Origin of the sequence: Nocardioides oceani (genome assembly GCF_030412965.1) — a bacterium.
GTDB lineage: Bacteria > Actinomycetota > Actinomycetes > Propionibacteriales > Nocardioidaceae > Nocardioides > Nocardioides oceani.
In genome coordinates, this window is the sequence record NZ_JAUHJQ010000002.1 from 491,979 (window position 1) to 507,582 (window position 15,604).

The 15,604-nt window shown below is 73.4% G+C and carries 14 protein-coding genes; 7 read left to right on the forward strand and 7 right to left on the reverse strand.

The features are described from left to right. The first annotated feature begins 131 nt into the window (after positions 1-131). The 7 genes from tsf to rlmN all read left to right on the forward strand — a co-directional run bounded on the left by tsf (position 132) and on the right by rlmN (position 5,382). Positions 132-944 carry a translation elongation factor Ts gene (gene tsf / locus QWY28_RS07910; RefSeq protein WP_300951799.1) on the forward strand — a complete coding sequence of 271 codons (813 nt, stop codon included), beginning with the start codon at positions 132-134 and terminating at the stop codon, positions 942-944. A gap of 103 nt (positions 945-1,047) precedes the next feature. Then, complete coding sequence (pyrH, locus tag QWY28_RS07915; RefSeq protein WP_300951800.1) at positions 1,048-1,761, forward strand: UMP kinase; 714 nt, start codon at positions 1,048-1,050, stop codon at positions 1,759-1,761. A 44-nt stretch (positions 1,762-1,805) separates the two neighbouring features. After that, positions 1,806-2,360, forward strand: a complete 555-nt coding sequence (gene frr, locus QWY28_RS07920; protein ID WP_300952297.1) for a ribosome recycling factor — start codon at positions 1,806-1,808, stop codon at positions 2,358-2,360. A gap of 15 nt (positions 2,361-2,375) precedes the next feature. After that, positions 2,376-3,266 carry a phosphatidate cytidylyltransferase gene (locus QWY28_RS07925; protein ID WP_300951802.1) on the forward strand — a complete coding sequence of 297 codons (891 nt, stop codon included), beginning with the start codon at positions 2,376-2,378 and terminating at the stop codon, positions 3,264-3,266. Positions 3,267-3,273: 7 nt separating this feature from the next. Continuing rightward, positions 3,274-3,801, forward strand: coding sequence for a histidine phosphatase family protein (locus QWY28_RS07930; RefSeq protein ID WP_300951804.1), 528 nt, complete (start codon positions 3,274-3,276; stop codon positions 3,799-3,801). Beyond that, positions 3,801-4,175, forward strand: coding sequence for a hypothetical protein (locus QWY28_RS07935; RefSeq protein ID WP_300951805.1), 375 nt, complete (start codon positions 3,801-3,803; stop codon positions 4,173-4,175). The genes QWY28_RS07930 and QWY28_RS07935 overlap by 1 nt, the downstream gene beginning before the upstream one ends. 82 nt (positions 4,176-4,257) lie before the next feature. Further along, positions 4,258-5,382, forward strand: coding sequence for a dual-specificity RNA methyltransferase RlmN (gene rlmN, locus QWY28_RS07940; RefSeq protein WP_300951807.1), 1,125 nt, complete (start codon positions 4,258-4,260; stop codon positions 5,380-5,382). An 81-nt stretch (positions 5,383-5,463) separates the two neighbouring features. Here rlmN and QWY28_RS07945 read toward each other — a convergent pair whose 3' ends face one another. The 7 genes from QWY28_RS07945 to QWY28_RS07975 all read right to left on the reverse strand — a co-directional run bounded on the left by QWY28_RS07945 (position 5,464) and on the right by QWY28_RS07975 (position 15,560). Next, entirely contained in the window at positions 5,464-7,242 is a 1,779-nt protein-coding gene (locus QWY28_RS07945) for a TIGR03767 family metallophosphoesterase (RefSeq protein WP_300951808.1), read from the reverse strand. 53 nt (positions 7,243-7,295) lie between these two features. Further along, entirely contained in the window at positions 7,296-8,396 is a 1,101-nt protein-coding gene (locus tag QWY28_RS07950) for an LOG family protein (protein ID WP_300951810.1), read from the reverse strand. A gap of 47 nt (positions 8,397-8,443) precedes the next feature. Then, complete coding sequence (locus QWY28_RS07955; protein ID WP_300951811.1) at positions 8,444-9,364, reverse strand: serine protein kinase RIO; 921 nt, start codon at positions 9,362-9,364, stop codon at positions 8,444-8,446. Between the two features lie 179 nt (positions 9,365-9,543). Further along, positions 9,544-10,821, reverse strand: coding sequence for a YeeE/YedE family protein (locus QWY28_RS07960; protein WP_300951812.1), 1,278 nt, complete (start codon positions 10,819-10,821; stop codon positions 9,544-9,546). 32 nt (positions 10,822-10,853) lie between these two features. Continuing rightward, positions 10,854-12,065, reverse strand: a complete 1,212-nt coding sequence (locus QWY28_RS07965) for a hypothetical protein (RefSeq protein ID WP_300951813.1) — start codon at positions 12,063-12,065, stop codon at positions 10,854-10,856. An 8-nt stretch (positions 12,066-12,073) separates the two neighbouring features. After that, the gene (locus tag QWY28_RS07970; protein WP_300951814.1) at positions 12,074-14,107 is read right to left on the reverse strand and encodes a hypothetical protein; all 2,034 of its coding nucleotides are present in this window, start codon (positions 14,105-14,107) and stop codon (positions 12,074-12,076) included. A 94-nt stretch (positions 14,108-14,201) separates the two neighbouring features. After that, the gene (locus tag QWY28_RS07975; RefSeq protein ID WP_300951816.1) at positions 14,202-15,560 is read right to left on the reverse strand and encodes a rhodanese-like domain-containing protein; all 1,359 of its coding nucleotides are present in this window, start codon (positions 15,558-15,560) and stop codon (positions 14,202-14,204) included. Positions 15,561-15,604 lie beyond the last annotated feature (44 nt).

Below are 15,604 nucleotides of genomic sequence, written 5' to 3' on the forward strand. Positions count from 1 at the left end.
CTGCGCCCCCCGCGCCCCCCCCCGCCCCCCCCCCCCCCCCCCCCCCCCGCGGCGGTCGGCCCGCCGGTGCGCGACCAGGTCGCGCCCGGCCCAGTCTCCTCCGATTCCTGCGACCCAGACGGGACAACACCATGGCGAACATCTCCGCCGCCGACGTCAAGAAGCTCCGTGAGCTCACCGGCGCCGGCATGATGGACTGCAAGAAGGCCCTGACCGAGGCCGACGGCGACTTCGACAAGGCCGTCGAGATCCTCCGCGTCAAGGGTGCCGCGAAGGCCGAGGCCCGCGGCGCCGAGCGCGAGGCCACCGCCGGCCTCGTCGCCACCTCCGGCGGCGCGCTCGTCGAGCTGCGCTGCGAGACCGACTTCGTGGCCAAGGGCGACGAGTTCGTCGCGACCGCCCAGAAGATCGCCGACGCGGCCGCCGAGGCCAAGGCCGGCGACGCCGAGGCCCTCAAGGCCGTCCAGCTCGGCGACAAGACCGTCGGCGACGTCGTCGGCGACCTCGCCATCTCCATCGGCGAGAAGATCGAGCTCGGCCAGGTGGCCTACTTCGAGGGCCCGACGGTCGTCTACATGCACAAGCGTGCCGCCGACCTCCCGCCCGCCGTGGGCGTGCTGGTGGAGTACGACGGCAGCGAGGACGCCGCCCGCGGCGCCGCGATGCAGATCGCGGCCATGCGCCCGCAGTACCTCACCCGCGACGAGGTCCCCAGCGACATCGTCGACCACGAGCGCAGCATCGCCGAGCAGAAGTCGCGCGAGGAGGGCAAGCCCGAGCAGGCGATCGCCAAGATCACCGAGGGCCGCCTCAACGGCTTCTTCAAGGAGGTCGTCCTCCTCGAGCAGGCCTCGGTGACCGAGAACAAGAAGTCCGTCAAGACGGTCCTCGACGAGGCCGGCACGACCCTGAAGCGGTTCGCCCGTTTCGAGGTCGGCGCCTGAGGCACTAGGGTCCTCGCCAGACACACGAGGAGGCCGGTCCGATGGAGCAGACACACTCCGTCGGGCCGGCCTTCGTCGTACCCGCCGACAGAAGGGAAGCCGCATGACCGGCTACCAGCGCGTCCTGCTCAAGCTCTCGGGTGAGGTCTTCGGCGGGGGACAGGTCGGTCTCGACCTGGACGTCATCAACGCCACGGCGAGCGAGGTGGCCGAGGTCGCCCGCTCCGGGGTCGAGGTCGGCATCGTGGTCGGCGGCGGGAACTTCTTCCGCGGTGCCGAGCTGCAGCAGCGCGGCATGGAGCGTGCCCGTGCCGACTACATGGGCATGCTGGGCACGGTGATGAACTGCCTGGCGCTCCAGGACTTCGTCGAGAAGCACGGCGTCGAGACACGCGTGCAGACCGCGATCACGATGGGGCAGGTCGCCGAGCCGTACATCCCGCGTCGCGCGATCCGCCACATGGAGAAGGGGCGGGTCGTGATCTTCGGTGCCGGCGCCGGCATGCCGTTCTTCAGCACCGACACCGTCGCCGCCCAGCGAGCGCTGGAGACGCGCTGCGAGGTCATCCTCATGGGCAAGCAGGGCGTGGACGGCGTCTACGACTCCGACCCGAACCAGAACGCCGACGCGACCAAGTTCGAGTCCCTGACGTACGACGAGTTCCTCACCCGCGACCTCAAGGTCGCCGACGCGACGGCGGTCAGCCTCGCCCGCGACAACGACATCGACATGGTGTTCTTCAACCTCTCCACCCCCGGCACGATCGGCCGTGCCGTGCGGGGTGAGAAGATCGGCACGACGGTCTCGCGTGACTGAGCCGCAGCGACGGACGACCCGAACCAACAGGAGCTGACCCCGTGATCAACGACATCCTCAACGAGGCCGACAGCAAGATGGACAAGTCGGTCGAGGCGACGCGCGAGGAGTTCGCCGCGATCCGGGCCGGCCGTGCGCACCCGAACATGTTCGCCAAGATCATGGTCGACTACTACGGCACCCCGACCCCGATCCAGCAGCTCGCGTCCTTCACCGCCCCCGAGGCCCGCACCATCCTGGTCTCCCCGTTCGACCAGGGCGCGATGAAGAACATCGAGCGCGCGATCCGCGACTCCGACCTCGGCGTGAACCCCGCGGACGACGGCAAGGTCATCCGCTGCGTGTTCCCCGAGCTCACCGAGGAGCGTCGCAAGGAGTACATCAAGATCGCCCGCGGCAAGGCCGAGGACGGCCGGGTCGCCGTCCGCAACCTGCGTCGCACGGCCAAGCAGAACCTCGAGAAGCTCGAGAAGGACGGCGAGGTCGGCAAGGACGACGTCACCGGCGCCGAGAAGCGGCTCGACGGGATCACCAAGAAGCACACCGACGCCATCGACGAGATGCTGAAGAACAAGGAGTCCGAGCTCCTCGAGGTCTGAGGGAACGGGCACCCCATGACCGAATCCCCCTCGCCGGCGGCGCCGGCCAAGGACCACGGGCGCGCCGGGCGGGACCTGCGCGCCGCCGTCACCTCGGCGGTCGTGCTGCTCGGCGCGATCGCCGCCTCGCTGTTCTTCTGGAAGACGGCGTTCATGGTGATCGTCGCGGTGGCGGTCGTCGTCGCGATCTGGGAGCTGCGCCGGGGCTTCTCGGCCAAGGGCATCGACCTGCCCGAGCAGCCGCTGATGGTCGGTGGCGTCGTGATGGTCGTCGTCGCCTACTTCTACGGCGCGCCTGCCCTCGTGACCGCCACGGCCGTCTCGGCGCTCGCCACGATGCTGTGGCTGCTGCGCCGCGGGATCGACGGCTACGTGCAGAACGCCACGGCGTCGGTGTTCACCCTCGTCTACGTGCCGTTCCTCGGCTCGTTCGTCGCGCTGCTGCTCGCGGAGGGCGGCACCGGGCTGGGCGGCGACGGCGGCGGCGCCGGCCTCGGCGACCCCGGCGTGCAGGGCATCATCGCGTTCATCCTGGTGACCATCGCCTCCGACATCGGCGGGTACGTCGCCGGCGTGCTGTTCGGCAAGCACCCGCTGGCCCCGGTCATCTCGCCGAAGAAGTCCTGGGAGGGCTTCGCCGGCTCGCTGGTGTTCACCGTCGCGGCCGGCTGGGCGCTGGTGACCTACCTGCTCGACGGCGACTGGTGGGTCGGCATCGCGCTCGGTGTCATCGCCGTCGTGATGGCCACCCTCGGCGACCTGTGCGAGTCGGTCATCAAGCGCGACCTCGGCATCAAGGACATGAGCCAGGTCGTCCCCGGCCACGGCGGCCTCATGGACCGCCTCGACTCCCTGCTGGCCACGGTCGCGCCGATCTGGCTGCTCCTGCACTACGCGGTCTTCTAGCGGCGACGTGGCGGCGCTGTTCCTGGTCCGGCACGGTCGCCCGCTGGTCGACCGCACGCGGCCGGCCCACGCGTGGGAGCTCGACCCGGCCGGCTTCGACGACGTGTGGGAGCTGCGCGACCGGCTGCCCCAGGGCGGCACCTGGTTCTCCTCGCCGGAGCTCAAGGCGGTCGCCACCGCGCAGCTGCTCACCGAGGGGGAGGTCGGGGTGGTCGCCGACCTGCGCGAGCAGGTGCGCGAGACCGCCGACTGGTTGCCCGACTTCGCCGCCACGGTCCGCCGGGCGTTCGCCGACCCCGACCACGCGGCGTACGACGGGTGGGAGCCGCTGGCGCGCACCCGCGAGCGGGTCGTGCGGTCGGTCGCCTCGATCCTCCGCCTCCACGGCGACGGGCCGGTCGTGCTCGTCGGGCACGGCACCGCGTGGACCCTGGCGCACGCCGCCGTGACCGGCACCGAGCCCGACCCGGAGACCTGGGCCGCGCTCGGCATGCCCGGCGTGCTGTGGGTCGAGGAGCCGTTAGGGTCGAGGTGATGGACACCGAGGAGCGCCCGGGCGAGCCGACGGCCGAGGACGGGGCCGCCGCGGGGGAGGACGACCGTCGGGACTGGTGGCACCGCGACCACCCGGTCTTCACGCCGCTCAGCGGGTTCTTCACCGGCCTCGTCGCCGTGACCCTCCTGCCCGGCGTGTACGCGGCGGTGCTGGGCGCGCTCTTCTCGGTCGGGACGGCCGAGGACCTGTTCCCCTACGTCCTCGTCGTCCTCGCCGTGCCGCTCGCGCTGCTGGTCGTGCCCCGCACGCGCCGCTTCGGTCGGTACATGCTGCTCGGCATGGTCCTCACCGCGGTCGTCGTCGGTGGCGTCGCGGCCCTCGTCCTGTGGGCGATGGTCCGGACCCAGTCCTGAGCCGGCGGGCCGCCGCCGGCCCACGGCGGCCGTCCGCCGAGGATTGAGCGCCGTGACCGGCCGGGTGGGAGAATGGGTGGCGATGTCCGACCCGAAGCCCCTCCCTCTCGTCTTCAACGAGCCGCGCGGCCGCAAGAAGCCGCCGCGGCACCTCGCCGACCTCACGTCCCCCGAGCGCAAGACGCTCCTGGAGGAGCAGGGGCTCCCCGGGTTCCGGGCCAAGCAGCTCTCGAACCACTACTTCGCCCGGCTCGTCGACGACCCGGCGGAGATGACCGACCTCCCGGCCGCCCAGCGCGACGAGCTGGTCTCCGCGCTGCTCCCGCCCTTGATGACCCCCCTGCGCACCCTCGAGGCCGACCGAGGCACCACCCGCAAGACGCTGTGGAAGCTCTTCGACGGCGCGCTCGTGGAGTCGGTGCTCATGCGCTACCCCGACCGCGCGACGGTCTGCGTCTCCAGCCAGGCCGGCTGCGGCATGGCCTGCCCGTTCTGCGCCACCGGCCAGGGTGGCCTGCAGCGCAACATGTCCACGGCCGAGATCGTCGAGCAGGTCGTCGCGGCCGCGCGGGCGCTGCACCGCGGCGAGGTCCCCGGCGGACCGGGCCGGGTCTCGAACGTGGTGTTCATGGGCATGGGCGAGCCGCTGGCCAACTACAAGGCGGTCATCGGCGCCGTACGTCGCCTCACCGACCCTGCTCCCGACGGCCTCGGCATGTCGGCGCGCGGCGTCACGGTCTCGACCGTCGGCCTGGTGCCGCGGATCAACCAGCTGGCCGAGGAGGGCATCCCGGTCACGCTCGCGCTGAGCCTGCACGCCCCGGACGACGAGCTGCGCAACGAGCTGGTCCCGATCAACACCCGCTTCTCGGTCGCGGAGACCGTCGAGGCGGCGTGGAACTACGCGCGCACGACCAAGCGCCGGGTCTCCATCGAGTACGCCATGATGCGCGGCATCAACGACCAGGCGCACCGCGCCGACCTGCTCGGCGACGTGCTCAACGCCTACGGCGACTGGGGCTGGGTCCACGTCAACCTGATCCCGCTCAACCCGACGCCGGGCTCGAAGTGGACCGCCTCGGACCCCGCGGACGAGCGCGAGTTCGTCCGTCGCCTCGAGGCCAAGGGGATCCCGACCACGGTCCGCGACACCCGCGGCCGCGAGATCGACGGCGCCTGCGGCCAGCTCGCCGCCGTGGAGTCCTGAGCCCGCCACAGCGGTCCTGACGGCACGAGGGCGCCCCCGGGAATCCCGGGGACGCCCTCGTGCCGTCCAGGCTCGCTGGGCTCAGCGCAGCGGATCGCGGATCAGCAGCTCGACGTTGCGGTCGGCGGTGGTGCCGCGGCGGTCGCTGCTCTTCTCGTGCCAGTCGTTGGCGGCGAGCTCCCGGCCGATCGAGGCCAGGGCGTGGGTGTCGGCGAGGTCGAGGTCCGGCGTGACCGCACCGCCGTGGTCGACCATCGTGGTGAAGATCGACAGCGTGCCGTCCTTGTTGTCCGCGATCTCGATGAGGCGGGACTGCTGGGGCCAGTCGATGTGGGAGGCGGTGTTGATCTCCCAGAAGCCGCGGCCCTTGTTCTTCCGCTTGTCGGCGATGACCGGCCGGGGCCATACGTGGTTGCTGTGGGTGTGGCCGTTGACCCAGGCGATGACGACCGGGTGGGCGTGCAGCACCTTCACGAGCTCCTCGGCCAGGACCCGGTCCCCACCCTCGTCGTTCGTCATCGAGGTCGAGGGGTGGTGGGAGCACACGACGACGTACTTGCGGTCCGTCTTGGCCTTCCGCAGCTCGGCCTTGAGCCAGGCCAGCTGCGCCCGGTCGAGCGAGCCGTTCTGGCCGCCGGCGGTGTTGACGGAGTCCATCACCACGAAGCGGACCTTGCCGCGCGTGTAGGAGTAGTACGCCGTGCCCTGCGCCTTGTTGGCGGCGGTGAACCCGTGGCCGACGGGCGTGCTGGTGGTGGTGAAGTGCTCGGCGACCACCTCGGCGCGGCTGAGCAGCCGGCGGTCCTCGTCCGGGGTGACGGTGCGTGCGTTCGGCGAGGCCATGATCTTCTGCAGCAGCTCGGTCACCTTCTCCCGGCCGTTGAGCAGCGCGCCGAGGACCTCGAACTTCGTGACGTTCTCCGGCGGCACGATGATCTTGGTCGGGCCGGTGGCCACCTCGGAGAGCCCGGCGAGCTCGATCGGGAAGTTGCCCTGGACCAGGCCGTCGTGGTTGCCGAACGCGGTGATCCACGGCATGGAGAGGCCCTCGGCGGTGAACGGCCGGCGCGCGGCGTCGAGCAGCCCGGGCACGGCCGGGAAGCCGAACTTGCCGCGCGGACGGTCGACCTCGGCGCCGGCGGGCTGGCCGTCGGGGTGCCAGTAGTGGATGTCGTAGTGCTCGGGGTCGAGGTCGGCGACGCCCTCCCACTTCTCCGGGTCGCCGGAGTCCACGCGGACCTCGCCGCCGTCGAGGACGTCGATGTTCCAGCGGATCTCGTTGTACTGGCTGTTGTCGGAGTTGTCGCCGGTCTGCACGGCCACGGCGAGCGGCTTGCCGGTGACCGGGCCCTTCCCGATCGCGTTGAGCTGGCGGACCATGGAGTCGGCGATGTGCGCGCCGAGCATCTCGTGCGCGCGGTAGGAGGACGAGAGCAGCCCGCCCGGGGTGGGGCCGCCGAGGTCCGCGTCGTCCCAGCGGTCGACCCACTCCACGCGCAGTGGGGACTGCGCGTCGAGCACGTGGATGTCGCTGAGCTGGGCGAAGGCCAGGAGCCCCTTGCGCTTGCCGGCGCGGCCGGCGGCGGCCTTGAGGCCGAGGTCCTTGCGGAGGCGGTGCCTCTCGCCCGGGCCGGCGACGAGGGGCGCGTAGCCCAGCGCGTTCGGCGTGCCCGTGCGGATGACACCGGCGAGGGTCGTGCCGCGGACGGCGCGGGCGAGCGCGGACCCGGCCGAGGACGCCGCGGAGGTGGCGGCGGACGCGGCGGAGGTGGCTGCCGCCGAGGCGGCGGTCGTGGCGGCGAGGGCGGCGGCGCCGGCGGACCGGAGCAGCTGGCGGCGGGAGATATCTGGCATCGGCATGGTGGCAGCACCCTAGGTGTGACGACCGACACCCGGGTGGGTATTCGCCGAACTCACCCCTGTGGCGGGGACGCGGCGGACACCAGTGCCGCGGCCTCGGCGACGGTGTCGACGAGGTGGACGTGCGGTGCCATGTGGCGACCGCGCGCCAGCGACTCGAGCAGCGGCCACACGGGGAACGTCTCGGTCCAGTGGCTGCGGCCGACGAGCACCATCGGCGCGACCGACGACTCGTCGGCGTAGTAGTTCTCGCAGGCGTCCTGGAAGACCTCCTGGACGGTGCCGGCGGCGCCGGGCAGGAAGACGATGCCGGCGTCGCACACCTCGAGCAGCACCGCCTCGCGCGTGGCGTTGCGGAAGTACTTCGCGATCGCGGTGGCGAAGACGTTCGGCGGCTCGTGGCCGTAGTGCCAGGTCGGGATGCCGAGGGTCTCGACGGGGTCGGCGTGCGCGGCGCACACCTCCAGGGCGGTGCCCGCCCATGCGCCGATCGAGGGCCGGTACGACGGCACGCGGGCCAGCTCCGCGAGGGCGGCGGCGAGCTCGTCGGCCGGCCGCCGCGCCAGCCGCGCCCCGAGGTTCGCCGCCTCCATCGCGCCGGGCCCGCCACCCGTGGCGACCGTCCACGAGCCGCCCAGCGCGTGTCCGAGCGCGGCCGCCGCGGCGTACTCCGCCGATCCGCGCGCCAGGGCGTGGCCGCCCATGACACCGACCAGCCGGCGGCCGGCGACCCAGGACCCGAGCGCCTGGTCGACGGCGTGGTCGTGGAGCGCCTGCGCGAGCGCCGTCTCGGGGGTCGACGGCTCCTGGGACCAGGCGTAGGCGCGGGCGTCGAGCGAGGACTCGTAGGCACTCTCGCCGTAGAGCTCCGCCGCGGTGTAGAGCGCGGTGCGCGCGGTGTCCAACGGCGCGTCGGGCGCGACCGGCAGGACGAGCGCGCCCGCGCCGAGCAGCCGCTCGGCGTCCCCCGGGGCGAGGGTGCACCCGAGGAACGCCGCCCCGGCCACGCGGCAGCGCGCGAGCAGGTCCGAGCGGCCGGACAGGTCGACCGCGCGGACCCGCCAGCCCGACAGCGACGTGGCGCCTGCGGCCATGCGGCGGTCGAAGTCCGCCAGCGACTCGACGTGGACGACGCGGCCGTGGGTCTGCTTCACGCGGCCAACCTAGGTGCCGGCCCCAGACCCGGGTCCCGGAGCCGGTGTCAGAAGGCGTGCGCGAGCAGGTCGCCGAACAGCTCCTGCTCGTCCACCTCCAGCCCCCGGGCACGGAACCACCGGCACACGTTGGTGCAGTCGCGCAGCAGGTAGTCCATCCCGTTGAGGTTGCCGACGAGGTCGACGACCTGCGGCAGGTCGATGACGACGAGGCGCTCGCCCGCGGCCAGGATGTTGTACGGCGACAGGTCGCCGTGCACCACGCCGTGCTGGACCATCGTGGCCAGCGCGTCGCGCAGCTGCTCGAACCAGGAGCCCAGCAGCGCGGGGCCCGGCCGGGTCTGGGCGAGCCGCGGGGCCGTCTCGGGGCCTTCCTCGCCGTCGACGTGGACCCACTCCATGAGCAGCTCGGTGCCGTCGATCTGCACCGGGTAGGGCACCGGCAGCCCGAGCGCCCAGAACCGCTTGAGCGCGTCCCACTCCGAGACGGCCCACTCGCCGGCCGCGACCTGGCGGCCGAAGGTGGACCTCCGCTTGACGGCCCGCTCGTCGCGCGAGCGCTTCATGCTGCGTCCCTCGGTGTAGGAGGCGGCGCGGTGGAACGTGCGGTGGTCGGTCGAGCGGTAGCGCTTGGCGGCCATCACGACGCCCCGCTCCGGCTCGTGCGGGTCGGCGCGCTCGAGCAGGAAGACGTCGGCCTCCTTGCCGGTCTTGAGGATGCCGAGGTCGGTGTCGACGGCGCCGCGGGAGGTCACGACCCAGCCGGGCCGCGGCTCGGGCCCACGGGAGAGCGGCTCGACGTCGTGCCACGTCGTCCAGCGCTGGCCGTCGCCGAGCTCGTCGTAGGTGCGCCACTCCTCGAGCAGGGACGCGTCGAGCCCGGCGGGGCCGGGGGCGGGGCCAGAGGTGGGATCAGAGGTGGGATCAGAGGTGGGGTGCTGCGGGTGGTGCGGGTCGTACGAGGTCAACGGTGCTCCAGGGATCGAGGAGGAGAGGGGCTGCGGAGGGCAGGCGGAGGACGGTCATGGACCTGTCACGCTCCTCTCGATCGGTGGTGCGGGGGCCGGTGCCGACGCGACGGCGCCCGGTCGCGGACCATGGTGGAGGTCCGGGACCGGGCGCCGCAACGGCTTTTCGAGGGGTCCGGCTAGCAGACCGAGTCGGACGGCTTGGGGTTGCCGAGGCCGAACAGCGGCCGCAGCGCCAACCCGCCGACGGTGCCTACGATGGCCATCACGCCCCACAGCCAGCCGTGCAGGCTGAAGGAGGCGATGCCGCCGAAGTAGGCGCCGATGTTGCAGCCGAAGGCGATCCGGGCGCCGTACCCCATCAGGATGCCGCCGACGACCGCGCCGGCCGCCAGCCGCCACGGGATGCGCCGGTGCAGGACCCAGGAGCCGGCCGCGGCGGAGGCGACGAGCGCGCCGAGGATGATGCCGAGGTCCATGACCGAGGTCTTCTCCACGAGGACGCCGGCCTGGTACTTCGCGAGGTTGGCGGGGTCGCTCCAGAACCGCCAGGCGAGGACGTCGACGCCGACGGCGTCGAGGATCTTGGAGCCCCACAGCGAGAAGGCGAAGGTCACGCCCCACGCGCCGCCGGAGACCAGCAGCGTCAGCGCGTTCAGGCCGGCGAGCAGCAGCGCGCCCACCCACAGCGGCCAGGAGCCGCGCACGGCGCGCGCCGCGCCGCTCGCGACCGGCGGCCGCTCGACCGGCGGGACGCTGCGGCCCCTCGCGACCAGGTAGGTCAGGCCGACCACGGCGGCCATCACGGCCAGCGAGATGGCCCAGGCGCCGAGGTAGCCGCCGCCGACGTCGGTGAGCGAGACCGGCTCGTGGCTGGGCAGGTCGCTGGTCCACCACGGGAAGTGCAGCGCGCCGATGGTCGACCCCACGACGAACCCGGCGAGGGTCAGGACGATCGCGCTCTGCCCCGACCCGATCGCGAACAGCGTCCCCGAGGCGCACGAGCCGCCGAGCTGCATGCCCACGCCGAAGAGGAACGACCCCACGAACAGGCCGAAGCCGATGGGCGCCAGCGTCGGCGCCGGCACGGCGTCACCGATCGCGGTGCCCGTGGCGAGGATCGGCGCGAAGAGCGTGCAGGCCACCGCGAGCATCAGCATGTGCGCCCGCAGCGCCTTGCCCTGCCGCACCGCGACCAGCTGTCGCCAGGCCGAGGTGAAGCCGAAGCGGCTGTGGAACAGCACGAACCCGAGCGCGACGCCGATGGCGAACAGCGCGGCGGGCGTGCCGCCGGAGCGGGTCCAGATGGTGCCGCCGAGGACGAGCGCGGCGAGCAGGCCGCCGATGACGAGCCCAGCCTGCGCCGGAGGGGCCTGCGCCGGAGGCGGGCCCGGTGGGACGGCTCGGGGCCCGTCGGCCGCGGCGCTGCGCGGTCCGGGACGTTGCAGGATGGACATGGCGTTCCTCTCGGTCGGGTGCTGCTGGTGGGTCATCGGGGGAGCGGTCCCACGGGGGTCACGGTGCCCCCGGGGAACCACGCGATCTCGGTGCCGTGCGCGGCGTGGCCGGGCTCGGCGGGCAGGTACGCCGCCCGGGTGGCGGCGTGCAGGGTCGGTGTCGCGGGCGGCTCCCCGAGCGCGGAGCGCCACGCGGCGTACCCCGTCGCGGTGGGCGCCTGGCCGGGCAGGTACCGGGCCAGTGCCCCGCTGTAGGCGCGCGCAGCCTCGCTGCGGATGTCGAAGTCCAGCGGGACCATCGCGCCGGCGGTCGTGTCGACGACGCCCGGCGTGAGCAGCCAGGGCGCCAGCCAGGTGCCGTCGGACCGGATCGGCTGGCGGCGCAGGGGAGTCCTGCTGACGGCGGCGAGCGACCGGGCGGCGTCGGCCCAGCCGCTCAGGACGAGCAGCGCGTTGCGGCGACCGGGCGTGTCGCCGGCCCCCACGAGGCGTACGCCGCGGCGCGCAGCCGCGCGGGCCACGAGGGCACGGGCCTCCCGGCTGCGCGCGGACCGGTCGTGCCGCAGCGCGAGCTCCTCGACGCCGCGGTCGGCGAGCAGGTCGACGACACCGGTCAGGGCCTCGGCGTCGCCGTCGGCGAGCGCGTCGGTCGGGCAGCCGTCCGGCACGTCGCCGGCCAGCGTCGTCCCGGTCGCCGCCCCCAGGCACTCGGGCCCGTCGGAGCCGCGCCAGACCGGCGCGGCGGGCGTGCCGGCGTCGCCGGTCTCCAGGAGGAACGGCACCCGGTGCCACCGGCCGTGGGTCAGCAGCACGGTCGCGGTGCCGGGCGGCAGGTCGACGACCGCCCACAGCCCGTCGGTCCCGGGCCGGGGACGGGCGCGGACGAAGTCCCGGTCGGGCAGGCCGGCGGTGCCGACGCGCACCGGCTCCGCGCGGTGGTCGTGCGCCCCGCCGTCGGCGGTCCTGCTGTCGACGCGGACCAGGTTCGGGCCCGGCCGGGCCGGCGCGACGGTCACGGTGAACACCACGTCGTCGTGGCGGATCCGCTGCACCGACGGCACGCCGGGGGTGCGCTCGCCGCCGAGCACCTGCTGCCCGGCGGTCCGCGCCTGCCAGTCCTGCTCGAGGGTCTGGCCCTCCCGGCGGGGGGCGTCGCCCGCCCCCGGCGCGGTGGCCGCCGCCGCGCCCACGAGGGACGCGGCGACGGCCACCGCAGGGAGGACCGTCCGCAGGCGGAGGTCCATGGCAGGCCTCACTTGATGTCGGCGTCGGCCGTCACGAACAGCATCGAGTGCGGCTTGGCCGGGCCCCAGCGCCCGTGCGGCCACAGCGCGCGGTCGAAGTCGATGCAGGGCTCGTCGGTGTACTCGTCGCGGAACTCCTCGTCGAGCACCATCGAGCCGTCCTCGGCCTCGTCGACCAGGCAGACGCGGTGGTCGCCGTCGAGACCGGTGCGGGCGACGAAGTAGTTCGCGTAGGCGAACCGGTTCGTCGTGCTGGTCTCGCGGTAGTAGCCGTCCTCGCCGAGCTCGAGGTTGTCCAGCGCGCCCCAGTGCGGGCCACCGGGCGCCTCGATCGTGTCGACGATCGCCGGGCAGTCGGCCTCGTCGCCGCCGCGCACGGTCTCCTCGATCGTGTCGATGGAGCACTGCGGGGACTCGCCCGAGGCGAGCAGGTCCTGGATGTCGAGCTTGAGGATGTACGGCGGGCTGCCGGCGTCGCCGCCGCTGGCGGCCCGCCCCGCGACGGCGTGGTAGAGGTACTTGTCGTCGAGGCTGGTCTGCACCCAGCCGCCGTTCGACCCGCCGCCGTACGGGTTGCGCTCGCCGTCGACCTGCTTGTTCGACGTGGTCAGGTCGAAGACCTCGCGCCACTCCGGCTGGTCGGCGGTGATGTCGGGCGTGTAGTAGATCGCGCCGCCCTGCATCGTGGTGGCGAAGGCGCCCCGGTGGCCGGGCTGGTTGGTCACGGTGGTCTCCATGACCGCCCGCGGCTCCTCGTGGTGCGCGACCTTGCCGACGCGCGGGCCGTCGGGCAGGAAGGAGACCGACTTCAGCCTCGGCGCGTCCCGGTCGGAGATGTCCCAGGTGCGCACCGTCGGGCGGCGCAGGTACGACGACGGCGCCTGCACCGGGTTGAGGATGATGTTGCGCGGCTCGTTGTAGTCGCTGGTGATGAGCGTGTCGAGGTCCTCGCGGGCCTGGACGCCGTGCGGGTTGGCGCAGGTGGCGGTGAGGATCTGCGGGATGTTGTCGCAGCGCTGCTCGGTCTCGGCCTCCGGCGGGGTGGCCGGTGCCTCGTAGACGGTCCTGCCGTTCTCGTCGAGCCGGACGAGCTCGCCGGGGGAGCCGGCGAAGCCGTTGCCCAGGCGCACCGAGCCGTCGGAGTAGGTGCAGGGGTCGGGGACGTCGGGGCCGCCCATGTAGGTGCCGTACGCGCCGCCGTCCTTGGTCACCCAGTAGGCGTCCGGCACGGAGCCGCACAGGGTGTCGGTCGGGAGGTTGACCGCCTTGAGCTTCAGCGCGGGCAGCCCGGAGGTGTCGATGACGTAGGTGACGTCGGTGAACAGGCCGCCGGCGAAGATGTGGTGGCCCTTGTGCCACAGGTACTGCATGTGGTGCGGCTCGTTCTCCACCAGCGGCCCGACGGTGGCGGTGTTGACGACCTCGCCGTACGACGGCGAGCCCTTCGTGGCGTCGACGACCGCGAGGAAGTCGGGGCCGATCAGGTCCTTGCCGCCGATGAGGTCCTTGCCGACGACGTCGGGCAGGTCGAGCAGCTCGGAGCCGGTGCGGTCCAGGACGTTGTTGTCGCCGGCCCAGACCGCGAGGTACTCCCGGCGGGTCCCGAAGTCGTCGACCGTGCCGCCGCTGTCCGCGCCGCCGAGCCCGAGGTCGGGGATGACCGAGCCGAGCCCGAGGTCGGAGAGCACGTCGGTGGGGATGAGGGAGGTGTCGAGGTTGTTCTGGATCCAGTACGCCACGTTGTCGGCGCCGAGGATCTTCGAGGTCTGGCCGACGATGTCGGAGTTGAAGACGCCCTGGAGGATCGCGTTGACCGCGCTGACGGCCTGGAGCGCGGTCCCGACCGGGCCGTCGGTGCCGCCGCTGGTGGCCCCGTCGTCCTCCGCGGCCGCCGGGGCCGGGTGGAGGGCCGAGGCCAGGCCCAGGGCCAGGGCGGCGCCGGCCAGGGTGGTCCGGGCCAGGGCTCGCTGCGCTGGGGGCGATCCAGAGGGTGTGGTGCGGGCGGGGTGTCGACGCGTGCGGCGTCGGGAGGGAGCATGCACGTTCGTTGTTGCCTTTCCCGAGGATGAGCGGTTCGTGCGGGAGCGGGGTGCGGTCGGGTGTCCTCCTGTCGGTCGTGGGGTCGGGGAGGTGCGGTCAGGCGGCCAGGCCGTCGACCGGGATCGAGAGCTCGTGGACGCGGTCCCAGGCGTCGTCGAGGAGCACGACGTCGCGCCCGTGGCGGTGGAGCAGGCTGGCGGCGATCGCCGCGCGGTAGCCGGAGCGGCAGTGGACCCACAGCTCGCCGTCGGGGAGCGTGGCAGCGTGCCGGGCGACGTCCTGGACGGGCACGTGCACCGCGCCGGGCAGGTGGCCGCCGGCCCACTCGTCGTGCTGGCGGACGTCGACGACGACCCGCGGCCGGTCGGGCTCGCGCGTGAGCGCGGCGCGGTAGCCGGCCCAGTCCGTGCGGCGGTACGCCGCGGTCAGCCGTGCGCTGTCGACCAGGTGCGTGCCCACACCCTCGATGCCGATGGCGGCCAGGTCGCGCAACGCCGGCTCGAGGGCCGCCGCGTCGTCGGTCACCAGGACGAGCTCCGCGCCCCACGGCACCAGCCAGCCGACGTACGTCGCCATCTGGGTGCCGGCCTCGACGCTGACCGACCCGGGCAGGTGCGCCTCGGCGAACCGGGAGCGGTCGCGCAGGTCGACGACCCAGCCGCCCGCGAGCACGGTGTCGGTGACCGCCTCGGCGGTGAGCGGCCGCGCCGGGCGGGGCAGGGCGCGCCCGGCGCCGGTGCGGTTGAGCGGCGCCATGTGCCGGTAGTGGGCGGGCACTGGACCGAAGCCGGACACGAGGCCGGTCACGAAGGTCTCCTGGGGAGTGGTGAGGACCGGGTTGGCGGTGAGCTGCTCGGCGAGGGTCACCGGGCGGTCCGGGTCGGAGGTCGGCGCGCTCGTCGCAGCGCAGAAGCTCCCGAAGCCGTGGGTCGGGTGGAGGGTCGTGGCGGGATGGAGCCGGGCGAGGGACCGGGCCGAGCGCCACTGCTGGCGCGCGAGCTCCCGGGTCAACCGGGGGTCGACGAGGTCGGTGCGCCCGACGGTGCCGTGCAGCAGGCTGCCCCCGGTGAGGAGCGCCGCCGGCTGCATGCCCTCGCGGACGAGGAAGGCCTGGTGGTGGCGGGTGTGGCCGGGGGTCGCGTGGACCTCGACGCACAGCCGCCCGACGGGCACCTCGTCGCCGTCGCGGACGCCCACCCGCTCGAACTCCACCCGCTCGTCGGCGGAGAGGAGGTAGTCCGCGCCGTGCCGGCGGGCGAGCCCGAGGGCCCCGGAGACGTAGTCGTTGTGGACGTGGGTGTCCGCCACGACCGCGATGTCGACCTCGGCGGCCTCGGCGGCCCGCTCGACCAGGGCCAGGTCGCGCGGCGGGTCGACGACCAGGGCGCGCCGGCCGTCGTGGACGAGGTGGCAGCGGTTGCCGAGCGAGGGGACCTCGATGGTGACGACCTGCATCATTCCTCCTGAGGTGGGCACCGGAGCGGCGAACTGATCAATGT

Excerpts from the sequence above, each read along its gene's own strand:
- tsf (WP_300951799.1), top strand. The coding sequence starts at position 132 with ATGGCGAACATCTCCGCCGCCGACGTCAAGAAGCTCCGTGAGCTCACC.
- QWY28_RS07975 (WP_300951816.1), bottom strand. The coding sequence starts at position 15,560 with ATGCAGGTCGTCACCATCGAGGTCCCCTCGCTCGGCAACCGCTGCCAC.
- pyrH (WP_300951800.1), top strand. The coding sequence starts at position 1,048 with ATGACCGGCTACCAGCGCGTCCTGCTCAAGCTCTCGGGTGAGGTCTTC.
- QWY28_RS07935 (WP_300951805.1), top strand. The coding sequence starts at position 3,801 with ATGGACACCGAGGAGCGCCCGGGCGAGCCGACGGCCGAGGACGGGGCC.
- QWY28_RS07925 (WP_300951802.1), top strand. The coding sequence starts at position 2,376 with ATGACCGAATCCCCCTCGCCGGCGGCGCCGGCCAAGGACCACGGGCGC.
- QWY28_RS07945 (WP_300951808.1), bottom strand. The coding sequence starts at position 7,242 with ATGCCGATGCCAGATATCTCCCGCCGCCAGCTGCTCCGGTCCGCCGGC.
- QWY28_RS07960 (WP_300951812.1), bottom strand. The coding sequence starts at position 10,821 with ATGTCCATCCTGCAACGTCCCGGACCGCGCAGCGCCGCGGCCGACGGG.
- QWY28_RS07965 (WP_300951813.1), bottom strand. The coding sequence starts at position 12,065 with ATGGACCTCCGCCTGCGGACGGTCCTCCCTGCGGTGGCCGTCGCCGCG.
- rlmN (WP_300951807.1), top strand. The coding sequence starts at position 4,258 with ATGTCCGACCCGAAGCCCCTCCCTCTCGTCTTCAACGAGCCGCGCGGC.